Origin of the sequence: Aureliella helgolandensis (genome assembly GCF_007752135.1) — a bacterium.
In the GTDB taxonomy this organism is placed as follows: Bacteria; Planctomycetota; Planctomycetia; order Pirellulales; family Pirellulaceae; genus Aureliella; species Aureliella helgolandensis.
Genome location: NZ_CP036298.1, coordinates 5,510,506 through 5,528,405, shown reverse-complemented (window position 1 = coordinate 5,528,405; position 17,900 = coordinate 5,510,506). Strand labels below are relative to the sequence as shown.

General features: G+C 52.5%; 17 protein-coding genes and 1 other RNA gene. 9 read left to right on the top strand and 9 right to left on the bottom strand.

Going from position 1 to position 17,900, the window contains the following annotated elements:
• The first annotated feature begins 45 nt into the window (after nt 1–45).
• Genes Q31a_RS19265 through Q31a_RS19255 form a run of 3 tightly spaced genes read left to right on the top strand, consistent with a single transcriptional unit; the run spans nt 46 to nt 3,408 of the window.
• Nucleotides 46–1,596 (top strand): recombinase family protein, encoded by a 1,551-nt coding sequence (locus tag Q31a_RS19265; protein ID WP_231690837.1) that lies wholly within the window; start codon nt 46–48, stop codon nt 1,594–1,596.
• Between the two features lie 31 nt (nt 1,597–1,627).
• Nucleotides 1,628–2,494, top strand: a complete 867-nt coding sequence (locus Q31a_RS19260) for a ParB/RepB/Spo0J family partition protein (RefSeq protein ID WP_145081578.1) — start codon at nt 1,628–1,630, stop codon at nt 2,492–2,494.
• Nucleotides 2,491–3,408, top strand: coding sequence for a plasmid partitioning protein RepB C-terminal domain-containing protein (locus tag Q31a_RS19255; protein ID WP_145081575.1), 918 nt, complete (start codon nt 2,491–2,493; stop codon nt 3,406–3,408). The genes Q31a_RS19260 and Q31a_RS19255 overlap by 4 nt, the downstream gene beginning before the upstream one ends.
• A 198-nt stretch (nt 3,409–3,606) precedes the next feature.
• On the opposite strand, the gene Q31a_RS19250 is transcribed toward Q31a_RS19255, so the two are convergent.
• Genes Q31a_RS19250 through Q31a_RS19240 form a run of 3 tightly spaced genes read right to left on the bottom strand, consistent with a single transcriptional unit; the run spans nt 3,607 to nt 6,001 of the window.
• Nucleotides 3,607–3,993 (bottom strand): hypothetical protein, encoded by a 387-nt coding sequence (locus Q31a_RS19250; RefSeq protein WP_145081572.1) that lies wholly within the window; start codon nt 3,991–3,993, stop codon nt 3,607–3,609.
• A complete protein-coding gene (locus Q31a_RS19245; RefSeq protein WP_145081569.1) occupies nt 3,990–5,549 on the bottom strand; it encodes a recombinase family protein in 1,560 nt (519 codons plus the stop codon). The genes Q31a_RS19250 and Q31a_RS19245 overlap by 4 nt, the downstream gene beginning before the upstream one ends.
• Complete coding sequence (locus Q31a_RS19240) at nt 5,546–6,001, bottom strand: DUF2924 domain-containing protein (RefSeq protein ID WP_197355407.1); 456 nt, start codon at nt 5,999–6,001, stop codon at nt 5,546–5,548. The genes Q31a_RS19245 and Q31a_RS19240 overlap by 4 nt, the downstream gene beginning before the upstream one ends.
• Between Q31a_RS19240 and Q31a_RS19235 the strand changes: the two genes are divergently transcribed.
• Both Q31a_RS19235 and Q31a_RS19230 read left to right on the top strand, forming a co-directional pair.
• Nucleotides 5,979–6,818, top strand: a complete 840-nt coding sequence (locus Q31a_RS19235) for a terminase gpA endonuclease subunit (RefSeq protein ID WP_145081563.1) — start codon at nt 5,979–5,981, stop codon at nt 6,816–6,818. The genes Q31a_RS19240 and Q31a_RS19235 overlap by 23 nt on opposite strands.
• Before the next feature lie 172 nt (nt 6,819–6,990).
• The gene (locus Q31a_RS19230) at nt 6,991–7,614 is read left to right on the top strand and encodes an RHS repeat-associated core domain-containing protein (protein ID WP_145081560.1); all 624 of its coding nucleotides are present in this window, start codon (nt 6,991–6,993) and stop codon (nt 7,612–7,614) included.
• Nucleotides 7,615–7,665: 51 nt separating this feature from the next.
• On the opposite strand, the gene Q31a_RS31180 is transcribed toward Q31a_RS19230, so the two are convergent.
• Nucleotides 7,666–7,800, bottom strand: a complete 135-nt coding sequence (locus Q31a_RS31180) for a hypothetical protein (protein ID WP_261342678.1) — start codon at nt 7,798–7,800, stop codon at nt 7,666–7,668.
• A 408-nt stretch (nt 7,801–8,208) separates the two neighbouring features.
• A complete protein-coding gene (locus Q31a_RS30305; protein WP_197355406.1) occupies nt 8,209–8,349 on the bottom strand; it encodes a hypothetical protein in 141 nt (46 codons plus the stop codon).
• A 2,879-nt stretch (nt 8,350–11,228) separates the two neighbouring features.
• On the opposite strand from Q31a_RS30305, the gene Q31a_RS19225 reads away from it, so the two are divergent.
• A complete protein-coding gene (locus Q31a_RS19225; RefSeq protein WP_145081557.1) occupies nt 11,229–11,825 on the top strand; it encodes a hypothetical protein in 597 nt (198 codons plus the stop codon).
• 294 nt (nt 11,826–12,119) lie between these two features.
• Here the strand turns inward: Q31a_RS19225 and Q31a_RS19220 are convergent, their stop codons facing one another.
• From Q31a_RS19220 to Q31a_RS19210, 3 genes are all read right to left on the bottom strand, one after another.
• Nucleotides 12,120–12,662 (bottom strand): winged helix-turn-helix domain-containing protein, encoded by a 543-nt coding sequence (locus Q31a_RS19220; RefSeq protein ID WP_197355405.1) that lies wholly within the window; start codon nt 12,660–12,662, stop codon nt 12,120–12,122.
• Between the two features lie 26 nt (nt 12,663–12,688).
• An RNA gene (locus tag Q31a_RS19215) (hammerhead ribozyme type II) lies at nt 12,689–12,756 on the bottom strand.
• Nucleotides 12,756–12,983 carry a hypothetical protein gene (locus Q31a_RS19210; RefSeq protein WP_145081551.1) on the bottom strand — a complete coding sequence of 76 codons (228 nt, stop codon included), beginning with the start codon at nt 12,981–12,983 and terminating at the stop codon, nt 12,756–12,758. The genes Q31a_RS19215 and Q31a_RS19210 overlap by 1 nt, the downstream gene beginning before the upstream one ends.
• A gap of 488 nt (nt 12,984–13,471) precedes the next feature.
• Between Q31a_RS19210 and Q31a_RS19205 the strand changes: the two genes are divergently transcribed.
• Both Q31a_RS19205 and Q31a_RS19200 read left to right on the top strand, forming a co-directional pair.
• Nucleotides 13,472–14,209, top strand: a complete 738-nt coding sequence (locus tag Q31a_RS19205) for a hypothetical protein (protein ID WP_145081547.1) — start codon at nt 13,472–13,474, stop codon at nt 14,207–14,209.
• A gap of 325 nt (nt 14,210–14,534) precedes the next feature.
• Nucleotides 14,535–15,443, top strand: coding sequence for a lipase family protein (locus Q31a_RS19200; protein ID WP_145081544.1), 909 nt, complete (start codon nt 14,535–14,537; stop codon nt 15,441–15,443).
• A gap of 54 nt (nt 15,444–15,497) precedes the next feature.
• Here the strand turns inward: Q31a_RS19200 and Q31a_RS19195 are convergent, their stop codons facing one another.
• A complete protein-coding gene (locus Q31a_RS19195; RefSeq protein WP_145081542.1) occupies nt 15,498–15,752 on the bottom strand; it encodes a hypothetical protein in 255 nt (84 codons plus the stop codon).
• 1,300 nt (nt 15,753–17,052) lie between these two features.
• Between Q31a_RS19195 and Q31a_RS19190 the strand changes: the two genes are divergently transcribed.
• Nucleotides 17,053–17,862: an SIR2 family protein gene (locus tag Q31a_RS19190; protein ID WP_145081539.1), complete on the top strand. Its 810-nt coding sequence runs from the start codon at nt 17,053–17,055 to the stop codon at nt 17,860–17,862.
• Nucleotides 17,863–17,900 lie beyond the last annotated feature (38 nt).

The following is a 17,900-nucleotide window of genomic DNA, read 5'->3' as shown; positions in this document are numbered from 1 at the left end:
CTGCGTATAAATGTTCGGCGACTTTGTTAATGACGAGGCTCAATTGTGAATTTGCGAACTCTTGATGAGCATCCTCAAACCCTTACTCGGGCTGCACAATACGTGCGAATGTCAACCGAACACCAGCAATATTCTACGGCCAATCAGGACGATACGATTTTGGATTTCGCCCGACGCCGCGGATTCGAAATAGTAAAGACCTATGCGGACGAGGGAAAAAGTGGACTTAATGTGGCTGGGCGCGCCTCGCTCCAACAGCTAATCGACGACGTGCAGTGCGGGAAAGCTGACTTCTCAGCAATTCTGGTTTACGACATTAGCCGCTGGGGGAGGTTCCAAGACGCAGATGAAAGCGCCTACTACGAATATCTGTGCAAACGTGCCGGGATAGAAGTCCATTACTGTGCCGAGCCATTTGAGAATGACGGTGGTCCCACATCGACAATCATCAAAAGTGTGAAGCGAGCCATGGCTGGAGAGTACTCTCGTGAGCTTTCGACCAAGGTTTTCAAAGGCCAGTGCCGACTAATCGAACTTGGATACCGGCAAGGCGGACCGGCAGGCTTCGGTCTACGGCGCATGCTGATCAGTCAGGCTGGCGTCGAGAAAGGGCCGCTGGCACGCGGTGAGCGGAAAAGCCTGCAGACTGACAGAGTGATCTTGGTTCCGGGACCCGACGAGGAGGTTGAGACAGTTCGCTGGATTTATACCGCGTTCACTGTGGAAGGAAAGCGGGAAGCCGAGATCGCAAACGAGTTAAATGAAAAGGGCATTTCAACCGATCTCGGACGTTCCTGGAATCGGGGAACCGTCAATCAAGTGCTCACCAACGAAAAGTACGTTGGAAACAATGTCTACAACCGCACTTCCTTCAAACTGAAGAAGAAGCGAGTCGAGAACGCTCCGGAAATGTGGGTTCGTCACGAGCAAGCATTCGAACCGGTGGTTTCCCTCGAAGAGTTCTTTGTTGCTCGAGGAATCATTCAAGAACGAGCTCGAAAGATAACCAACGACGAGTTGATTGCGAAACTAAGTAAGTTGGCCGATCAGAACTCGCGGCTCTCTGGGCAACTCATCGACGCGTGCCACTCGATGCCATCCAGCAGCGTTTATCGATCTAGATTCGGAAGCCTACTAGCGGCGTATAAGCAGATCGGTCTCCAACCAGACCGTGACTATCGGTATGTAGAAATCAATCGTGATCTTCGGCAGATGTACCCACAACTTGTCTCAGATGTCACCTCAAAGCTCGGTGCCGCGGGCGCGACTGTAACGCAAGATTCCACGAGCGATCTTCTGTTGATCAATGGAGAGTACAGCGCATCAATGGTACTCTCTCGATGCCGACAGACCCAGGCAGGATCCCTCCGGTGGTTGATAAAACTGAATCAAGGCGTAACGCCTGATATCACTATTCTGGTCCGCATGAATATCGAGAATACTGCGCCTGCCGATTACTATCTGCTCCCAATCATCGATATCGACTCGCCAAAGCTTCTGCTTTGTGAAGTAAATGGTGTCCACCTGGACACGTATCAGTTCGACAGTCTTGAATTCTTGGCGTCCGCATCGGCCAGAGAGAAAGTAGAGGTGTAAGTTGGCAGTTACGTTTCGAAGCGATATTGTAATGATTCCAGTGGCACAAATCTCGGTTCTGAACCCACGCGAGCGAGGCCGAAAGAAGTTCGACCAGATCAAATCTAACATAGCAGCCATCGGATTAAAGAAGCCGGTAACGGTAGTCGCCGCAGGAATCAAGAATGATGCGTTCGCTTACAACCTTGTTTGCGGCCAGGGTAGGCTCGAGGCTTATATCGCTCTCGAACAGCAGGAAATTCCATGCATTATTGCTGAAGGGGCAAAAGAAGATTTAATGCTGATGAGTCTTGCTGAAAATTTGGCACGACGAAAACATTCCGGTGTGGAACTAGTGCGCGAACTCGGTGTGCTCAAGGAACGGGGATACACGGCGGGTGAAATAGCGAAAAAGACTGATCTTGACGTCACCTACATTCGTGGACTCCTGAAACTCCTGGAGAAAGGAGAAGAGCGTCTGTTGCTTGCGATCGAAAAGGGGGTTCTGGCTGTGAGTGTCGCGGTGGTGATCGCAACGTCGGACGACAAGGGGGTCCAGATTGCACTCCAGGAAGCATATGAAAATAACGTACTGCGGGGCGACGCGCTTGTGCGCGCTAAGCGCATCATTGAACAGCGCCAAAATGGCGGGAAACGCCCAAGATCGTCGGTGAGAAAGACACCGGCAGATGGAGTGACAAGCAAGTCGTTGGTGCAGACCTATCAGGATGAAACTCTCAGGCAAAAAATGCTGATCCGCAAGACGAAGGCCTGCGAAAGTCGACTGCTAATGGCGATCTCAGCATTCACCGAATTATACAAGGACGATCAGTTCCAAACGCTCTTGAAAGCGGAGCAACTCGATTCAATGCCGCAGTTGCTTGCCGAGCGCATTCGTCAGGACGGAACAGACAAATGAATCAAAAAGTCCAATTGGCTTGTAAATCAGAAGTCGTCATCGTGCCGCTTGCGAGCCTATTGCCAGTCCGCATCTTGTCGGCCGGCTTACTCAAAACACCAAAGTATTCCTGTATTGAAGCTTCCATAAGGGAACTTGGGCTTATTGAGCCACTCGTGGTTTTCCCACAGGCTCAGCTAGAGGGCCAGTTCATGATATTGGACGGGCACATACGGCACGCGATTCTTTCTGATTTAGGGGCGAAAGAGGCCAAGTGTCTCATAGCCACCGACGACGAAGGCTTCACTTTCAATCATAAAATTAATCGCCTAACGGCGATCCAAGAGCACTTCATGATACTAAAGGCGATTAAGAACGGCGTCTCGGAGGAGCGAATCGCGAGGGCGCTCAATGTTGACCCTGCTTCAATCCGTCAGAAGCGGGACCTGCTCGACGGCATCTGTAAAGAAGCTATTCATATACTGCGCGGTAAGCGCACATCTGCAGTAGCGATCAGAGAATTACGAAAGGTCCGTCCGATCAGGCAAATAGAAATTGCCCAACTAATGACAGCCTCACACAACTATTCGATTGGGTACATGAAATGCCTTGTCTTTGCAACTCCAGCTGAATTGCAAATTGATGCGGTCCGAGACAGTGGACCGGAGATTATGTCAAATGACGATTTAGCCCGAATCGAGCAGGAGTCTCGGGTACTAGTTCGCGAGCTGAAGGCAATCGAGGGATCCCATGGCAAAAATGTTCTTCACTTGGTGATTATTACAGGCTACCTTCGTAAGCTCCTCGACAACGCGAGAATTGTCCGTTTTTTATCGAAGGGCTATCCTGACGTTCTGGAGCAGCTACAGGAGATAGTCGAAGCGGGGGCATTACCAGAGAACGAGCCTGGCGATCCTTCAGCAAGATTGACCTAGCGTTGCTCCTTGGCCTAGCAACTCGACCTCCGTGGGCCCCAGCGAGACGCAAAACCGCAATCCGATTGCCGTTCAGTTTGCATCTCTTCATCATAGTTGTAGGAAGCCTGCTGTAACTCCCACCAAAAATAGCCTAAATGAGGTCACCGATCGACAGTCGGTAAGTCTGCAGATCCACAAGTGGAACTTGAAACTTTGCTACGAGTGAATCCGTTTCCACTTTAACCGCTGCTTCTTCCAACTCGCCATCCCCGCAATCGCCCTCAGGTCCCGTTCAATCATTGCATCTTGTCCGTTCACCGTGACTGGCAGGTGCAGTAGCTCCTCTTGGATGTCCGGCGCCAGATAGAGCAGATTCATAATTTGAGTGAGCCGCGCCCGCGATACATGCCCCACGCGTGCCAGCTCTGCTTGATCGGTTACTTGCCCAGTCTTGATGAGATGGTCAAGACGAATCGCCAGAGCCATCAACTTGGTAATGCGAGGCAGCCGACCCTTTGGCTGAGCTACGGCGACCCCATCCGACAGTTCCTTACGCGAGCGCCTTCCCGATTTGAAATGAATCTTGTGTTGAGTCTGAATCATGCTGCTTCCTCAATTCGATCAATACCCTTCTTGGCCAGCGACTTGATACCGGTTGGTCGATAAGTGATCGACAGCGTGCTGGTGTCGGCATCGTAGGTAACTCGTTCAATGAGCAACTCCAGTACGCGGGCCTGTTCCCGTGGTGCGAGTGCTTCCCAGGTGCTGTCGAATTCCCCCAGGGAGGCTACTACGTCCTTTTCATCAATCACCTGCGATTTCAGCGATGCCAGCTCTTCTCCGATGACGGTCATCCGACGTTCAGCATCCCGGATTCGAGTTTGAACCTCCAACAGTCTTGGATCGCCAGCCATTGCGGTACCCGCCAATCTGCCAACCTCGACGTAGTCTTGCCGCACATCGCGGCCCAGTGCCGTTTTCTCAGCCGCTAGGCGTTGGAGTTCCTCGTCCGATTGTCGTTGCACCTGCGCCAACGTGGTGCGAATCAGGGCCGGATCTCGGCCAATGCGTTTAATCTGGTCAATTACGAATCGCTCAATCTCCCCCGCCGGGAGTGATGGCGCAGGGCACTCCTCCCAGCCCCGCTTTTGCGCCCTGTGGCAGACGTAGTATCTGTAGAGCTTGCTACCCTTCTTGGAATACGAATGGCTCATGCCGCAGTCGCAGGCCCCGCAGTGCATCAAGCCCCGCAATAGAGCATTGTGCTTGTTCCGGACTTCTCGCCCACCACTTCTCCCATTCCGCTCAAGCAGCGCCTGAGCCTGGTTGAACGCATCAAGGTCCACGATGGCTTCATGCTCGCCCTCATGGACTTCAGTCTTATAAGTGAGCTTGCCGATGTAGACAACGTTGGTTAGCAGTCGATGCAGCGAACCCTTGTCGAAGAGCTTTCCACCGCGCACCTCGGACTTCTTGGTGACCCAACGCTTGGTGCGCCAGCCCCGCGCGTTGATTTCCTTGGCAACGTCCAACAGGGATTGTTGATCGAGGTACAGCCGAAAGATCTCTCGCACCCGCCCTGCTTCGCATTCGTCTACCACCAGTTTTGTATTGACCACATCGTAGCCCAGGACAGGCATGCCTCCAGACCATTTGCCCTTGCGTCGCGCGGCTGCAATTTTATCCCTGGTGCGCTCGCTAATCATTTCCCGTTCGAACTGGGCGAAGGACAGGAGCACGTTCAGGATCAGTCGCCCCATCGATGTCGAAGTGTTAAATGATTGAGTTACCGATACGAACGCCACATTGTGCCTGTCGAGTATTTCGATGATGCGTCCGAAGTCCATCAGGTTGCGAGACAGTCGATCGACCTTGTAAACGACGACGCAGTCTACCTTCCCCTCTTCGATGTTGCAGAGCAGTCGTCGCAGAGCTGGACGTTCCATATTGGCGCCGGTGAATCCACCGTCATCGTACGCATCCGGCACGCACACCCAGCCCTCATGCTGCTGGCTCTTGATGTACGCTTCCCCTGCCTCGCGCTGGGCATCGAGGGAATTGAACTCCTGCTCAAGTCCCTCCTCCGTCGACTTGCGTGTGTAAATTGCACACCGCACGACGTCTCTAGCAGGCGGCTTCTCTTTTGTTCGACCGCTCATTTGGCACTCCTTGGTTGACGCAGGCCGAAGAAGTGAAAGCCGTTCCAGTGCTTCCCGGTGACAGCCTTGGCAACCGCAGTCAGTGATTTGAAGCGTTCACCTTGGAACTCAAATCCACTTTCCAGCACCGTGACCGAGAACGTTTCTCCCTTGTAGACCCGCTGAAGTTTGGTACCGGGAAGAAGCTCGTTGGATTGAGCAATCCCGATTTTCTTCGTGACGGTCCGCTCGGAGGAGTCGGCCGATAGCTTGGGTCGTCGTGGCGGCAGCATCCGTAGGTCTGCATCGTTCGCAATTTCAATGGCCCGTTTACGAGCCCGTTCGGAAAGATCACCTTCCTCGTTGGCCTGCATTCGCCAAGCAATCCGTTTGAGCAACCAGACTTTGTTCCGACCGTTGGTCCCCTCACCAAATACGTCCGCATACTTAATGCGAAGTTGGTTGACGGTCACGCTCACCATCGCGATGGATCTGGGCAAGTACCTCAATCATTGGGTTGTGGTAGCGTGGTCGGCAGGCCCCTATGGACACGTTGTGGACTACGGACGCATTGAAGTGGCCTCGGACGACCTGGGCGTTGAGCAGGCAACGATGGTAGCCCTACGACAGTTCCGAGCCATGGTGCTCGCAGGCTGGCCCATTGGCGTCGTGGGAGGTGAGACACTAATACCCCAGTTATGCTTCATCGACGCTGGCTACATGACCGACGTGGTGTATGCATTCAATCGAGAGTCGGGCAATCGCTTTATTCCCTCGGTGGGGCGTGGCGCCTCGCAGCAACATCAGCAGTGGCAGAATCGTGAGACGCAAACTGGCTCTGTCGTTCAGCACCTGGGGGAAGGCTTCCATATCAACTGGCTGCCCAATGCAAATGTCTACCTAGCGGAGGTCGATGCGGATCACTGGAAGACCTGGGTACACCAACGTCTCAGCACGCCCACGAGCCGAGTGGGAGCCATTACACTCTTCCAAGCCAGTGCAACGGAACACCTGTCCTTCGCCAAGCACCTGACCGCTGAAGTCAAGACCGAGGAGTTCATCTCAGGCAAGGGCATGGTGACCAAGTGGGACCGCAAGCGGAAGCAAAACCACTGGTTCGATGCACTGTACAATGCCTGTGCTGCTGGGCACTACTGCGGAGTCCGGCTGGTTGAAGAAGAACGCCGCAAGGTACCGGTCAAGCCAAAACCGGCTCCCGATCCACAGCGCAAGCCGTACATCGACGTTGAACGCTGGAGGGCCAATCAGCGTAGGTTCTGGGGGCGGTAGGAATGGTGTCGTAGCTCGCGAGTTCGGTGAATGGGGTGCTTGCCGCTTTCCAACGAGCCAGTCTTACGAGATCAATATCGACCGACGGGGAGTGTGGGTGTCTGCTGCCACTGAAATCAACAATACAGTGTAACGGCACTGACCAGTTCAGCGGCAAGTACTGTAGCGCATAATGCCTACATCGCTTGTGGAGTACCGATGCATAGGGCACCCTCGCAGTAGCTCTTCGCACAGTAATCGTTACACTTACACAGACCGCGAATGGGACGACACGCCGAAGCTGTACTATTGCAGAGCTGGACTTTACGACGCCAATTTAGTGAGATTCTGCTCCAGGGATCCGATTGGGTATGCGGATGGTGAAAATCTTTATGAGTTCGAGCGAAGCCAGCCATCGAAAAGAATTGATCCAGAGGGAACAGGCAGCTATTGGCTTGGCGGTTCGAGTCCTGGTGACCATTCGAAGATTTGTGTCGATAAGCCTTGCGGCGGTTACTACTGCTGCGAAGTAGCCGGCCCCGCTAATCAAGGATCTTGTAGCAGTGGCGATGGAAGTGGCGGGGGAGTCGATCTCTGCACAGAAATTGCGGCCTGCTTAGGTGTGTGGGTCAAACCAAAGAAAATCAAGTGCCAAACTGTCAGCAGTTTGATGTTTGCAGGAAATGTCACAGAGACGTATCCGCAAACTCCGGAACAAGATAATGATATGTATGAAGATCTGTTTTACGATCACGGCTCGACTTGGTGGTGGAACGGTCTGTTTAGCAGTTGCCACGTCTACGTTGGAACGAGATAGCGGTCGGTCTGGCTTGGTCTCTCGGTTGAATGTGGAAAGACATGTATGGCTCTAATCAATCAAAAGTCGATCGTAGCTGTTGGAATAGTTAGCGGGGCCCTTACCGGGTTGATTTCCACGCGTCTCGCTCTCCCATTCGAGAGCTACGTTATGGAGGCGGATCAGAACCAAGGGATGAGTTTTCACTGGACTGTGCTGACATTTACGGGCATAGGACTCATCATCGGTACTCTCGCGGGTAACGGTGCAAACCTGCTAATTCGGTGGCAAGGTCGAAACCGTTCAGGGCGTACGGAGTTCGCTTCAGAGAAACAACCCTGCGAACCGAGGCAGGATGCCGATAAAGGCTGTTAAGGCAGGATGTCGCACTCCGCTCCAAGGATCCTATCGGGTATGAAGGGGGGGCTTGGAATCTCTTTGCATACGTTACTAACCGCCCTTTGGTAAGCTTGGATCCCGACGGCTTGCTAGAGCGAATTCCTGTCAGACCTCCTCCTGGTGTCGGAGCAGGTCCGAAGCCACCACAGGTAGCTGCGATATTGGTCTGCACTTATGTCTTCCACCAAATTGGGCAGAAATGTACCAAGCCCGTGCTCACGAAAGTGTGCTATTGGATGTGGGATTCGGATCAACCGCCAAGTAATTGTCCTCCTTGCCCGACTCCGCCGCCCCCCCGTGACCGATACTACCCACGATCATGGTGGTTGCTTGGCCAGGACGGGAAGCATGACTCATTGGCACTATTATGATTATAATCAGAACCCAGCGACATGCGTATGTTTCGGACCCTATCGTCGTTTTGGTGGTTGTGGTGCGGTCCCCGCTCCGGTCGTACCCGTAACGCCGGAACCCGAACGCCCTTCCATTCCGTTACCTCCCACAGGAAGTCCGGGGCGAATGTGGTAAAGAGCATGTTGAGATATGGTGATCGAGTAACAGTTTCGAGTTCGCATTTCCTGGTAGAGCTGCGAGGGAAATCGGGTGTTGTCTCGAATTGGCCCAGTAATTTGAGCAACCAGGAACCAAACGAATATTGGATAGAGTTCGTCCCACCTGGTGCGGACCTAGCCGTTGGCGAAATCGACGCTGCGGCTATACCGGTCGATGATCTTGTACGAACAGGTCTGGAGCACGAAGAAACCTAAAAAAATGCGGACTTCGTTGGGGCAAACCCTGTTTTCAGGAGTTGGCGGACTCTACACGACCGCGCGCTGGCTCAGTTGCGACTACGCTGATCATTTACAATTGGTGGCATGGTCGCCTTCGCTCCAACCGCTGAATTCTCTGTCAGAACCGCACCTCGCGCGCGCGGGCAGGATCGTACGCGCACCATCTGTGCTTCGCGGCGTTCCAAGTCGAGCACACGTCCCCTCTTGCGCCGTTCGAGCCCTGGCCGGAACGTTCGATTGGAGTCTTGCTCCAAAGATCCGATCCGGTTCGAAGGCGGTTTCTTGGGGCTCTACGTTTTAGTTGGCGGACGCCCGATGACATACGGCGATCCATCGGGCCTGTCCTCCACAATGCTTAGTGGAAGTTGTCTTACAGAAAGTTCAACATCGGTTACGTATAGCGTCACATGTCAGTTCGATATGCCAGGTTGGTGGTGGGGCACGTCAAGACGCAGGATTCGCGCTCCACTTACCGGTGGTAATAATCCACTTTCGACTTGTTTGGAAATGGGAATCGATGGATTTGTTGGATACCAAGTTTATCGAACAACAACAACGAGATCTTCACGATGCTCGCCGTGTCTCGGGGTAACTGCGACAACTTTTGCATGTAATCCATCGTTGCCGGGACCAGGTGGAGCCATAAAGGCATGTACTGCGGCTACGGTAATTGGCGTAGCCGTAATTGCGTCCACTTTGCCCAGAGTGGATATCGATGTAATCCCAATCGATATTGCCCCGCCAACTCCACGTCCTAAATGGCCCACATGCCCAGGTGGTCAATGTTTGTGCTGCGAAATTCAGACAGGGAATCAGCAAAACATAGGGTCGATTATCGATACAAGTTGCGAGTGCAAGGATCCTGCAGAGTGCTGGGCGGACTTTCCATTCTCTGCTTGCGTCCCACCGAATCAACCTCCTGGTAAACCGCCAATGCCAGACGAAAGATTTCCACCGCCCTGATTGCAAGGTGTGAATATGTCCGCGAATCAAATCAAAGATGTTTTAAGAAAGTTAGTATCACCTGACGCTCGGGACAGGTGTTGGGCTACAACGTTCGCCGGTTCGTGTATAGATCCACGAGGAGATGTTGCATTAGCATTGATAAAATTTCTCCAACAATCTCCTCAGATTTCAGCGAACGCGGGAATTTTTGAGACGTTTGCAATAGCGCGAGCTACGACTTCACTCGCGCATGTTATTTGCCAGACTTCCAGCACGCCATACCACAAACTCTGTGGACCTGCGGCGCAAGTAATAGAGCGTCACCGCAAGTGCGAAAATTTGGAAGTTCGGCAACATGCAGAGTTTGCGTTAAGCCTGCTTGATCAAAAAGAACGTGACTTAGGCACTGGTTGATGTCGAATACAATTAAAGATGCCTTTTAGGCAAGGCAGGCAGGCGAGTTGATGATTTAGCAAATTGAATCCGCCACACCTGCCGCGCGTGCGCTGATGTTAGCGGAGTGATGCGAGAGGGAGAGTGTCGATTGCATTCTGGTCATGATGCTCCTAAGAAAGATCAAGGAAACGCGGAGCGAGACGGCGAGCATGGATGATCGCCGGATTGAGGGCCGCGGCGGCTGGATGCTAAGTTCGCTGGAACGCATGGTTGCGAAAACCTCGCCTCAGCAAGCGGCTCTGGAGTTCCGAAGAATCCGTCAGTTGAACTATAGCGAGCGGTCATGGCGAAGCCTTACAATAGCAGGCATGGTCGCCTTCGCTCACAGCACTGAAACCCACTTCAAAACCTCGCCTTACGCGCGTGGGCAGGATCGTAGTTACACTGGCCAACCATCTCTGCGAGCTAACTCAACATATTGCAGCGACTTACGCAAATCAGTCTATGCTGGTAGCGCTCGATTGGTCACTTGCTCCAAAGATCCTATCGGGTACTATCTCGAAGAAGATCTATACTATGAATACGGGAACGCTAACCCCGCAACCAATAGTGATCCTCTTGGTCTCTTGGCCTGGGCGGTTGGGACATGCGGTGGCTGTGCAGCTTGCTTAGGGCCTGCAGTTTACTACTGTGGTACGGACGCTGATTGCTGGAAGCTGACATGGCAACTGATGCCACGATGGCACAAATGGGCTTGCTCTGGCGCTTGCGGTGGGTGTGGTTTGATTCTCGGACGCAGAGTCGCTGTTGCAGTGGCTCCATGGTTCAAGCCACCAAGGATTCCCAAAAAACGACGTTGCCCCAAGCCAAAGTGCTCGGATGCCTACAAACTTGGTCAGAGTGCACTAGTACATGCAGTCTGTGACCAACCAAGGAGTTGCAAGCTGCGGGGGAGAAGCGGTCGATGTGACTGGAGTCTAACACCGGAGCAAATGCTCGCACCGTCTGCAATTTCGTAGACGTGCGTAAATCGACGAAGGAGTTTTTCCAATAAATGCTTCAATCGATCTCATTCCTCCTGGCAAACCCATAAAGATCAGGAATTTGACGCGCAAAAAGGTTCTCGAAAATGTACCGCCTGCGCGAAGGCTCATCCAAATGCTTGAACCCGACGACAGCAATTCTCATTCATTCGAGACCGAACTGCAGACATATCTTCAACTAATCGCATTTATTTATGATCGCCTTCACAGTAACTACTGCCCTTCTGAAATTACAAAGAATTTGAATGAAATTTCTTTGGAAACAGAAATACCGGAAGCTATAGAAGCGATTGCATCAGTCAAAGGCTTGCGATGGGAAGATGTGCCGGATTACCTAATCGATAGATCGCATCCAAGTTTACTCTTCATTGGAAAGGAGGCGTTGCGTTATTATCTGCCAGCATTCTTATCTGCCATCGTAAGGAACGCAGTTCATGAAATGCTGTTTTCCCAATCGATGCTTCAGAGTGACGTACAAGACAGCCTGTTCCTGACCCTATTCCCTTCAACAACGAAGACCTCATGCATGGTGTTTTGGACCGGACTCACAGGTGAACAGTTCGCACTCTACTCCCATATTTTCGAGATGCTCGATAATGTTGGCTTCTTTGATAATCCCACGAAGAGAAAGATGCGTATCGTTTTCGGACAAGCATAAAGTTGCAATTTTGCTATTCCATCCGGGGAAAGAAAAGGATTCGTCAGAAGATCTGTGGCTAAAAGCTCGACAAAGAGCTAGGTCCCCCGACACCGGTGAAGGGTCGTGGTACGGATCTTCCTCCCGAATAGGCTTCACTGACGGTTTTCCCTAAGGTGATTAGGGAAATGCCCTCACCCTGCAATAGTTCTTGTCCTTTTCAGTCTCTCCGATTGGGCTCCTTGACGCTACCGATGCAGAATTACCCACTGGCGAGAAAGTGGGGCATGTGCGAGGTTGCACTGAAGGTTTAACCTAGGTTCTGGCCGCAAACCGGCCGCGCCCAGTTTTTACAAATTGGGCGTCGTCCCCTGCGGCTAGGTCCCGCAAAATCGCGCTGTAAAGCGTAGCGTGCGGAGTTTTACCACCAGGGCTGGACCAGTAGCCTTTAGCCTGCATGGCCTCGATCATCTCTTTGGTGTTGAGTGGCTGCCCGGATTCGGCCAAGACCTTCAGCGCCGCAGCAATGCAGCTCAGCTTCTTCTCCCCAACCACCGGGGCGACCTTAGACTTGCGTGGTTTCTTGGCCGCTGCTTTTTCTGCGACTACTGCCTCCTGCTTCGCTGATTCCGAAGCCACCTTCTTCGCTTTGCCATTTGATGTGGATTGGGCCGATCTCGTTGCACCCACAACCGGCTGCAAGCGTCGACCCGACTTGATGTGGACCTTCTTGTTGGTGACCAAGTTGGTCGCCTCCCATCCGCCACGTGGCTTCTCGGCATCGATCCGGACCTCGACGCACTTGCCAGTAACCGTCGCGCTGTACACACCACCAATCTTTACATCTGCCTTCTTCATCGTCGTAGTTCCCAATTCTATTTCGTGGTTGGCTGCCATCGTCAGGCCGATCGAACCACCGACCGGCGACGCGGATTGATACCGCGTTTCGGCTTAGTGTTCCGTACCGTCTAGGAAGGCGACAACGCTTGAGAGACGCTTGTTGACCTCGTTGATCGAACCAACATGCGTCCAGTCAATCGGGTGTTCTTCCACGCCGGGCGCGGGCATGTCAAAGAGCAGCTCGCGAATCCTTTCGACGAGGTCTTGGGCGACGAGGTGCGAGTTTTCGTAAGCAGCCTCAGGTTGCAGTCGGTTCTTCTGTTGGCGGTTGTTGGGCATGCGCGTCTCCGTGTGGTGGGGGAATGGAAATTCATTCGTGCAACACACATGGAGCCATGAGGTTTGAACCGCAGCAAGCCAATTCTTGCAGATATTTAGAGGATTCCAGCAGGTTTCCGGAGGGCCGCGACGGTGCCCTAGGTTGGCCCGTGTGGCGATGCGTGGGAGCTCGCGGGGCTGGTCGCAGTTGGGCAGGGGAACTCGACGGGGGCGTGTGTCGCGATATACAACGAGGAAAACGCCACGGATGCAATCGAGGCGTCAAATGCCCGGCGTGGTTATGCTTAGAGAATCGTGCTCAGCAGGCTAGGGTTCGCGGCGTCGAACGTTCCGACTGGATCAAGAGGATATCCGGTGGAAAGTTCAAAACGCTTGTCACAGAGACCTGCGAGCGATACCATTGGGGCATCTCAATTCTCAGTGGCTGGAATTAATGGTTCGACACCTCAGAATGGCAGTCTCAGGGAGCAGCGACGTAGCAAATGGATATGAGCGAGCCTCCTCGAATCGACTCTCGTGAGATTGAATCATTCGCGATTCGCGTTGGTGAACTTCGACAATTCGTTCGTGAATTGCCTGATCGTGAGGTGGCCGTACGCTTTCCGTACACGAACTCGACGTTACCGATGCAGACCGTAATTGAGTCATTCAATCCCTACGGTGACGACGACTTTATTTTCGACCAATCGCAGTGGCACGTAATCTCGCAGGCTGAGATAAATGGAGGATGGCTGCGACTCACATTTGGTTGGCGTTATTGGCTGTACTATCATTTGAAGGGCGCGGAGCTTCGGCACTTACTTGGTCCGGAAATGTGTACAAAGCTTGACGACACAATCGGTCTCGCATACGCATCCTATGAAACTGGCCTGACACTTGAATCACTTCGTCAGGTCATGCCTGGCCTTCATTTCTGCGCTGATCGGCTCCGCCGACTGACTGGAACGGATTTTGAATCAGAACGCCTGCTCACAGATCCAATCGCGCAACTGAGTAGTGCGATTGAGATTTGGAAGAATGACCCTGGTTACGTAAATAGGAGATTTATGGGAGGAGGTTTCGGCCTGCAAGGTGCTATCGAAGGAATAGTGATTGCGAATGCCTTAAACAAATTTATCGACAAGCGGAACCGTGTGGTGGAAGCTTCTCACATGCAACGCTTGCAGCAACCACTAGAATTCGGCTTTCAACAACTGCGAGCGACGCAAGAATTAGTCAGAATGTGATCCTATTTCCTACGTCAATGCAATCATCGAGCAGTAATTCGCCCGCTGTTCACTTTTGCGGTTCCGCAGTAGGCTACCTACTAAGCACTCACACGCTGTGTTTGGGGGCATAGCACCGCTCCCAGCCGGCTATGTCTCATGGCATCGAGACCTTCGACTGCACCAATAGACGAAGTTTGTAGTACTTACAAAAATGCTTGTTACAGTGATTTTCTTGCGATACCTTTGAGCGGTCCAATTCCCGTCAGATCGTCCACAGACAATTCCCTTAAACCAGGTTTTCGTGCCAGAATGTCGGGATGGAATTAAAGGATATTTCGACACTATGGAACTGTCTCAATTCACAGAACTGCACACTCTCGCAAGCGCTGCGTACCCGCAGTTTGATTGCCACATGAACGGCAACTTATGGGAAGCGCCATCTGGTCATCAAGTTGTTGCAGTATTGCGTGGCGAAGAATTGCCATATGGGTTCGTGTCACTTCGCGATCGACAACTCTTTATCGTCTTTCGTGGAACGATGGTACGACGTTGGCGCACGATTCCTAGCCCGAAGTTCGGGCCGGAGTGGATTCGAAATGCACATTTCCAGCCAGTTGATTTTGAAACTGGTAAACCGCATGCGATCGGCATTATGGCTCGCCTATTTGCTTTCGCATTTTCGGGTCGATATCACACTATGGACGATCCAAAGTGGCCAGTCTACGGAAAAACATCATTTGGTTTTCGTAAGCACTACCAACCGCTTCGCCCAGATCTGCTCCGTGTTCTTGCTGAACATTATTCGAGCATAGACCGTATCTTTATTTGCGGGCACAGTCTAGGCGGAGCACTTGCCACGTTGGCCATTCCTGACGTCATTAGTGTCGATTCTTCGGCGAGTCAAAAACTTGCTGTTGTCACATTCGCATCACCGCGTTGCGTTGACCGGGATTTCGCTAAACGTTTAAGAGATGACAAAATAGCTATCTATCGTGTGGCGAATTCCGAGGATGTCGTCCCGTATTTCCCAACACCTGCATACACCCCCTCTGGCTTACCTGACAAGAATGATGTTGGTTTCGAACATGTAGGCGTTCCGAAATACTTCACTTTGCATACAGGGACTTTGGGAGGAAACCACGAAATGGAGACGTACGGAATAGGGGTTCAACTGGCAATGGAGACTGTTGAAGAGTTATCCCAAAAGAGGGTTGAGTCGACCGTCACAGACCGCCCTCCCCACACCAACTGACATGGCGGCCCGCATTAGGCGGTTGAGCACGAGCTTACCACTCTGTTGTTTGGCTCACAGCACAGCCCCAAGCCGACTACGCTTCATCGCATCGAGCGCTTCGATGGCATGGAAATGTTCGGTTAGCAGCGTTCCGGCCGATTCCGATTCCGGTTGCGTTGCGTCGGCGATCTCCAGTGCCTCTGCCAATGTCATCAGCCCCTCGACGGCCTTGTAGTAGGCCTCGCGGATTTCTTGAGCTTGGTTACCGTCCATCGTGCGGAAGATTTGGCGGAGGGCTGCGTCGGTTGTTTTGTTGCCGCTGGTCACGTTAACTGCTCCGATTGAAAACTTGGTTATCTAGTTGTGGCGATAACACACATGGAGCCATGCGTTTAGAACCGCAGCAAGCCAATTCTTGCGGGAATTGGCAGGATACCAGTAGGTTTTCCAGAGAGAAGCGACGGTGCCTAAGTTTGGCCTCCATGCGGGACGTGGTAGATCGGGCAGCGGACTAAACGGTGCATCCAGCGTTGGAGCTGCTGGTAAGCTGAAATCTACACGCCACCCGATGGCAGGCCACTTTCGACTTTCTGGATTCCGACAGCTTAATCTCGATGAAATCGCGTTCGAGGATATGGATAATTGAGAGCAGCTTGGGGAAATGCGGACGGTCACCCACGAAATGCCAGTGACCGAGTTAACCAACTGCTTCCCGGATTCCAAAGTATTGGCTGCTAATCAATTCGAAGCGGTTGCCAACTGGTTACCGAGGGGAACGAAGTCTAAACGTAAAACGTATTGCCAGATGGACGGTAGGTCTTTGGGCAATGGAAGCACCATTGCGAACCGCTCGAATGCACTCGCGTCGCGGAAGTCCAACCGGATGAAAACGAAGGGGAATCCAGCTCGATGCTGGGCTACTCGGTCAGGGGGGCTCGCTTGGTGGAATGCCAGGAATCGCCACACTGCCTTTCCAAGCTGTCCTCCGCGATCGCAAACCAAATTTGCTATACTGAAGACGATGCTGCCATGCTCCTGGCCCCAACAATCTAGAACTGAGAACCAACTGATGCACTCCAGTCGGCGACCTCGGTCTGCTTTTACTGCCGACTCATCCCCGCCGACGGAGTGATCGGCACCGTTACGTGTCCGAATCCGCGGGCAGCAATGAATTGAGAAACCTTTCGAACCCGTACGAACCGCCCGAAGACAACACTATCGAGCGATCGCATCGGAGGTGGCGGTATTTACGCCGTGCCACGATTCTCGGCGCGATTGTGGGTGTTGCAATACCGTTGCTGAATGTTGTTCGTGTGTTCGCATGGATCTGGTCTAGGGCTCCGGCTCCGCCTGGTACTGTCTATAGTGGAACTCCGGGGTTCGTAGCACTGCTCGCTGCTGTAATCGGCTGTTCGCTCCTTGGTGTCGCTATCGGTGGGATCGGCGCTTTGATTGGCGGAATTTTGGATGTAATCTGGCCAAGATACGATAGAATCGAGCACACTTCGAAAGACACGTAACAATGGGGTGAACGGCAGGATTGGCATTGCCTCCACTTTGCAGTTCTAACTCAAACCCCAATCCGCCGTTAACCCTGCCGTTATCAGCAAAGTAAATCCTCAATCCGATGTCTGACTTCCGAACGGATCCCTTAGTTGAAGAGTTGGTCGAGCGTCTAATGGAACGCCGTGTGATTCCGTTCGCTGGTGCCGGCGTTTCAGCCAATGCCGGTCTCCCTGGTTGGGACGAATTGGTTTCACGCGTCGCATCAGCATTGGGTATTTCCCCCGAGGCTATTCGGGAAAAACGTGATCTTCTGGTAGCAATTGAGTATCTGATGATTCAGGGCAAAGACGTAATACCGACTATCCTTGCCGACATCCTCGAGTGGTCCAAGAACATTCCAGATCCCCCTGAACCGATCAAGAACATTGCCCGGCTCGACGCTCCCGCAGTTTACACGACCAATTGGGATGACTTGCAGGAAGAGGCATACAAGCAACTTGGCAAACCGTACACGTCAGTTGCACATCCAACCGACCTTACAAAGCTATCGTCTTCCGCGACACCAATTCTGAAATATCACGGATCAATCCATCACCCCAACACAATGGTGATTTCAGAATCGCAGTACTACGAACGATTCGGGATTGATTCGCCGTTTGATTTGCGACTGCGTGCCGACATGATGGAATACCACATGTTGTTCCTCGGCTACAGCTTCCGAGATTACAACGTTAGATATATCTGGAATCGAACGCAGAAACTCTTTGGCGATATCGACTTGGCCGAACCTCGGTGCGCTTTTTTTGTCGCCACGCGAACCGATCCCATATTTCACGCAGTTTTGGAAGCAAGCAACATTCGCGTCATTCACTTAGATGGTCATGGTGAGTTCCCACTGTTCATGGAGCATCTTTCAAAATGTGTCACCTGAGCAGTGTCACCGAAGAGCTGATAACCATCGCATGCACG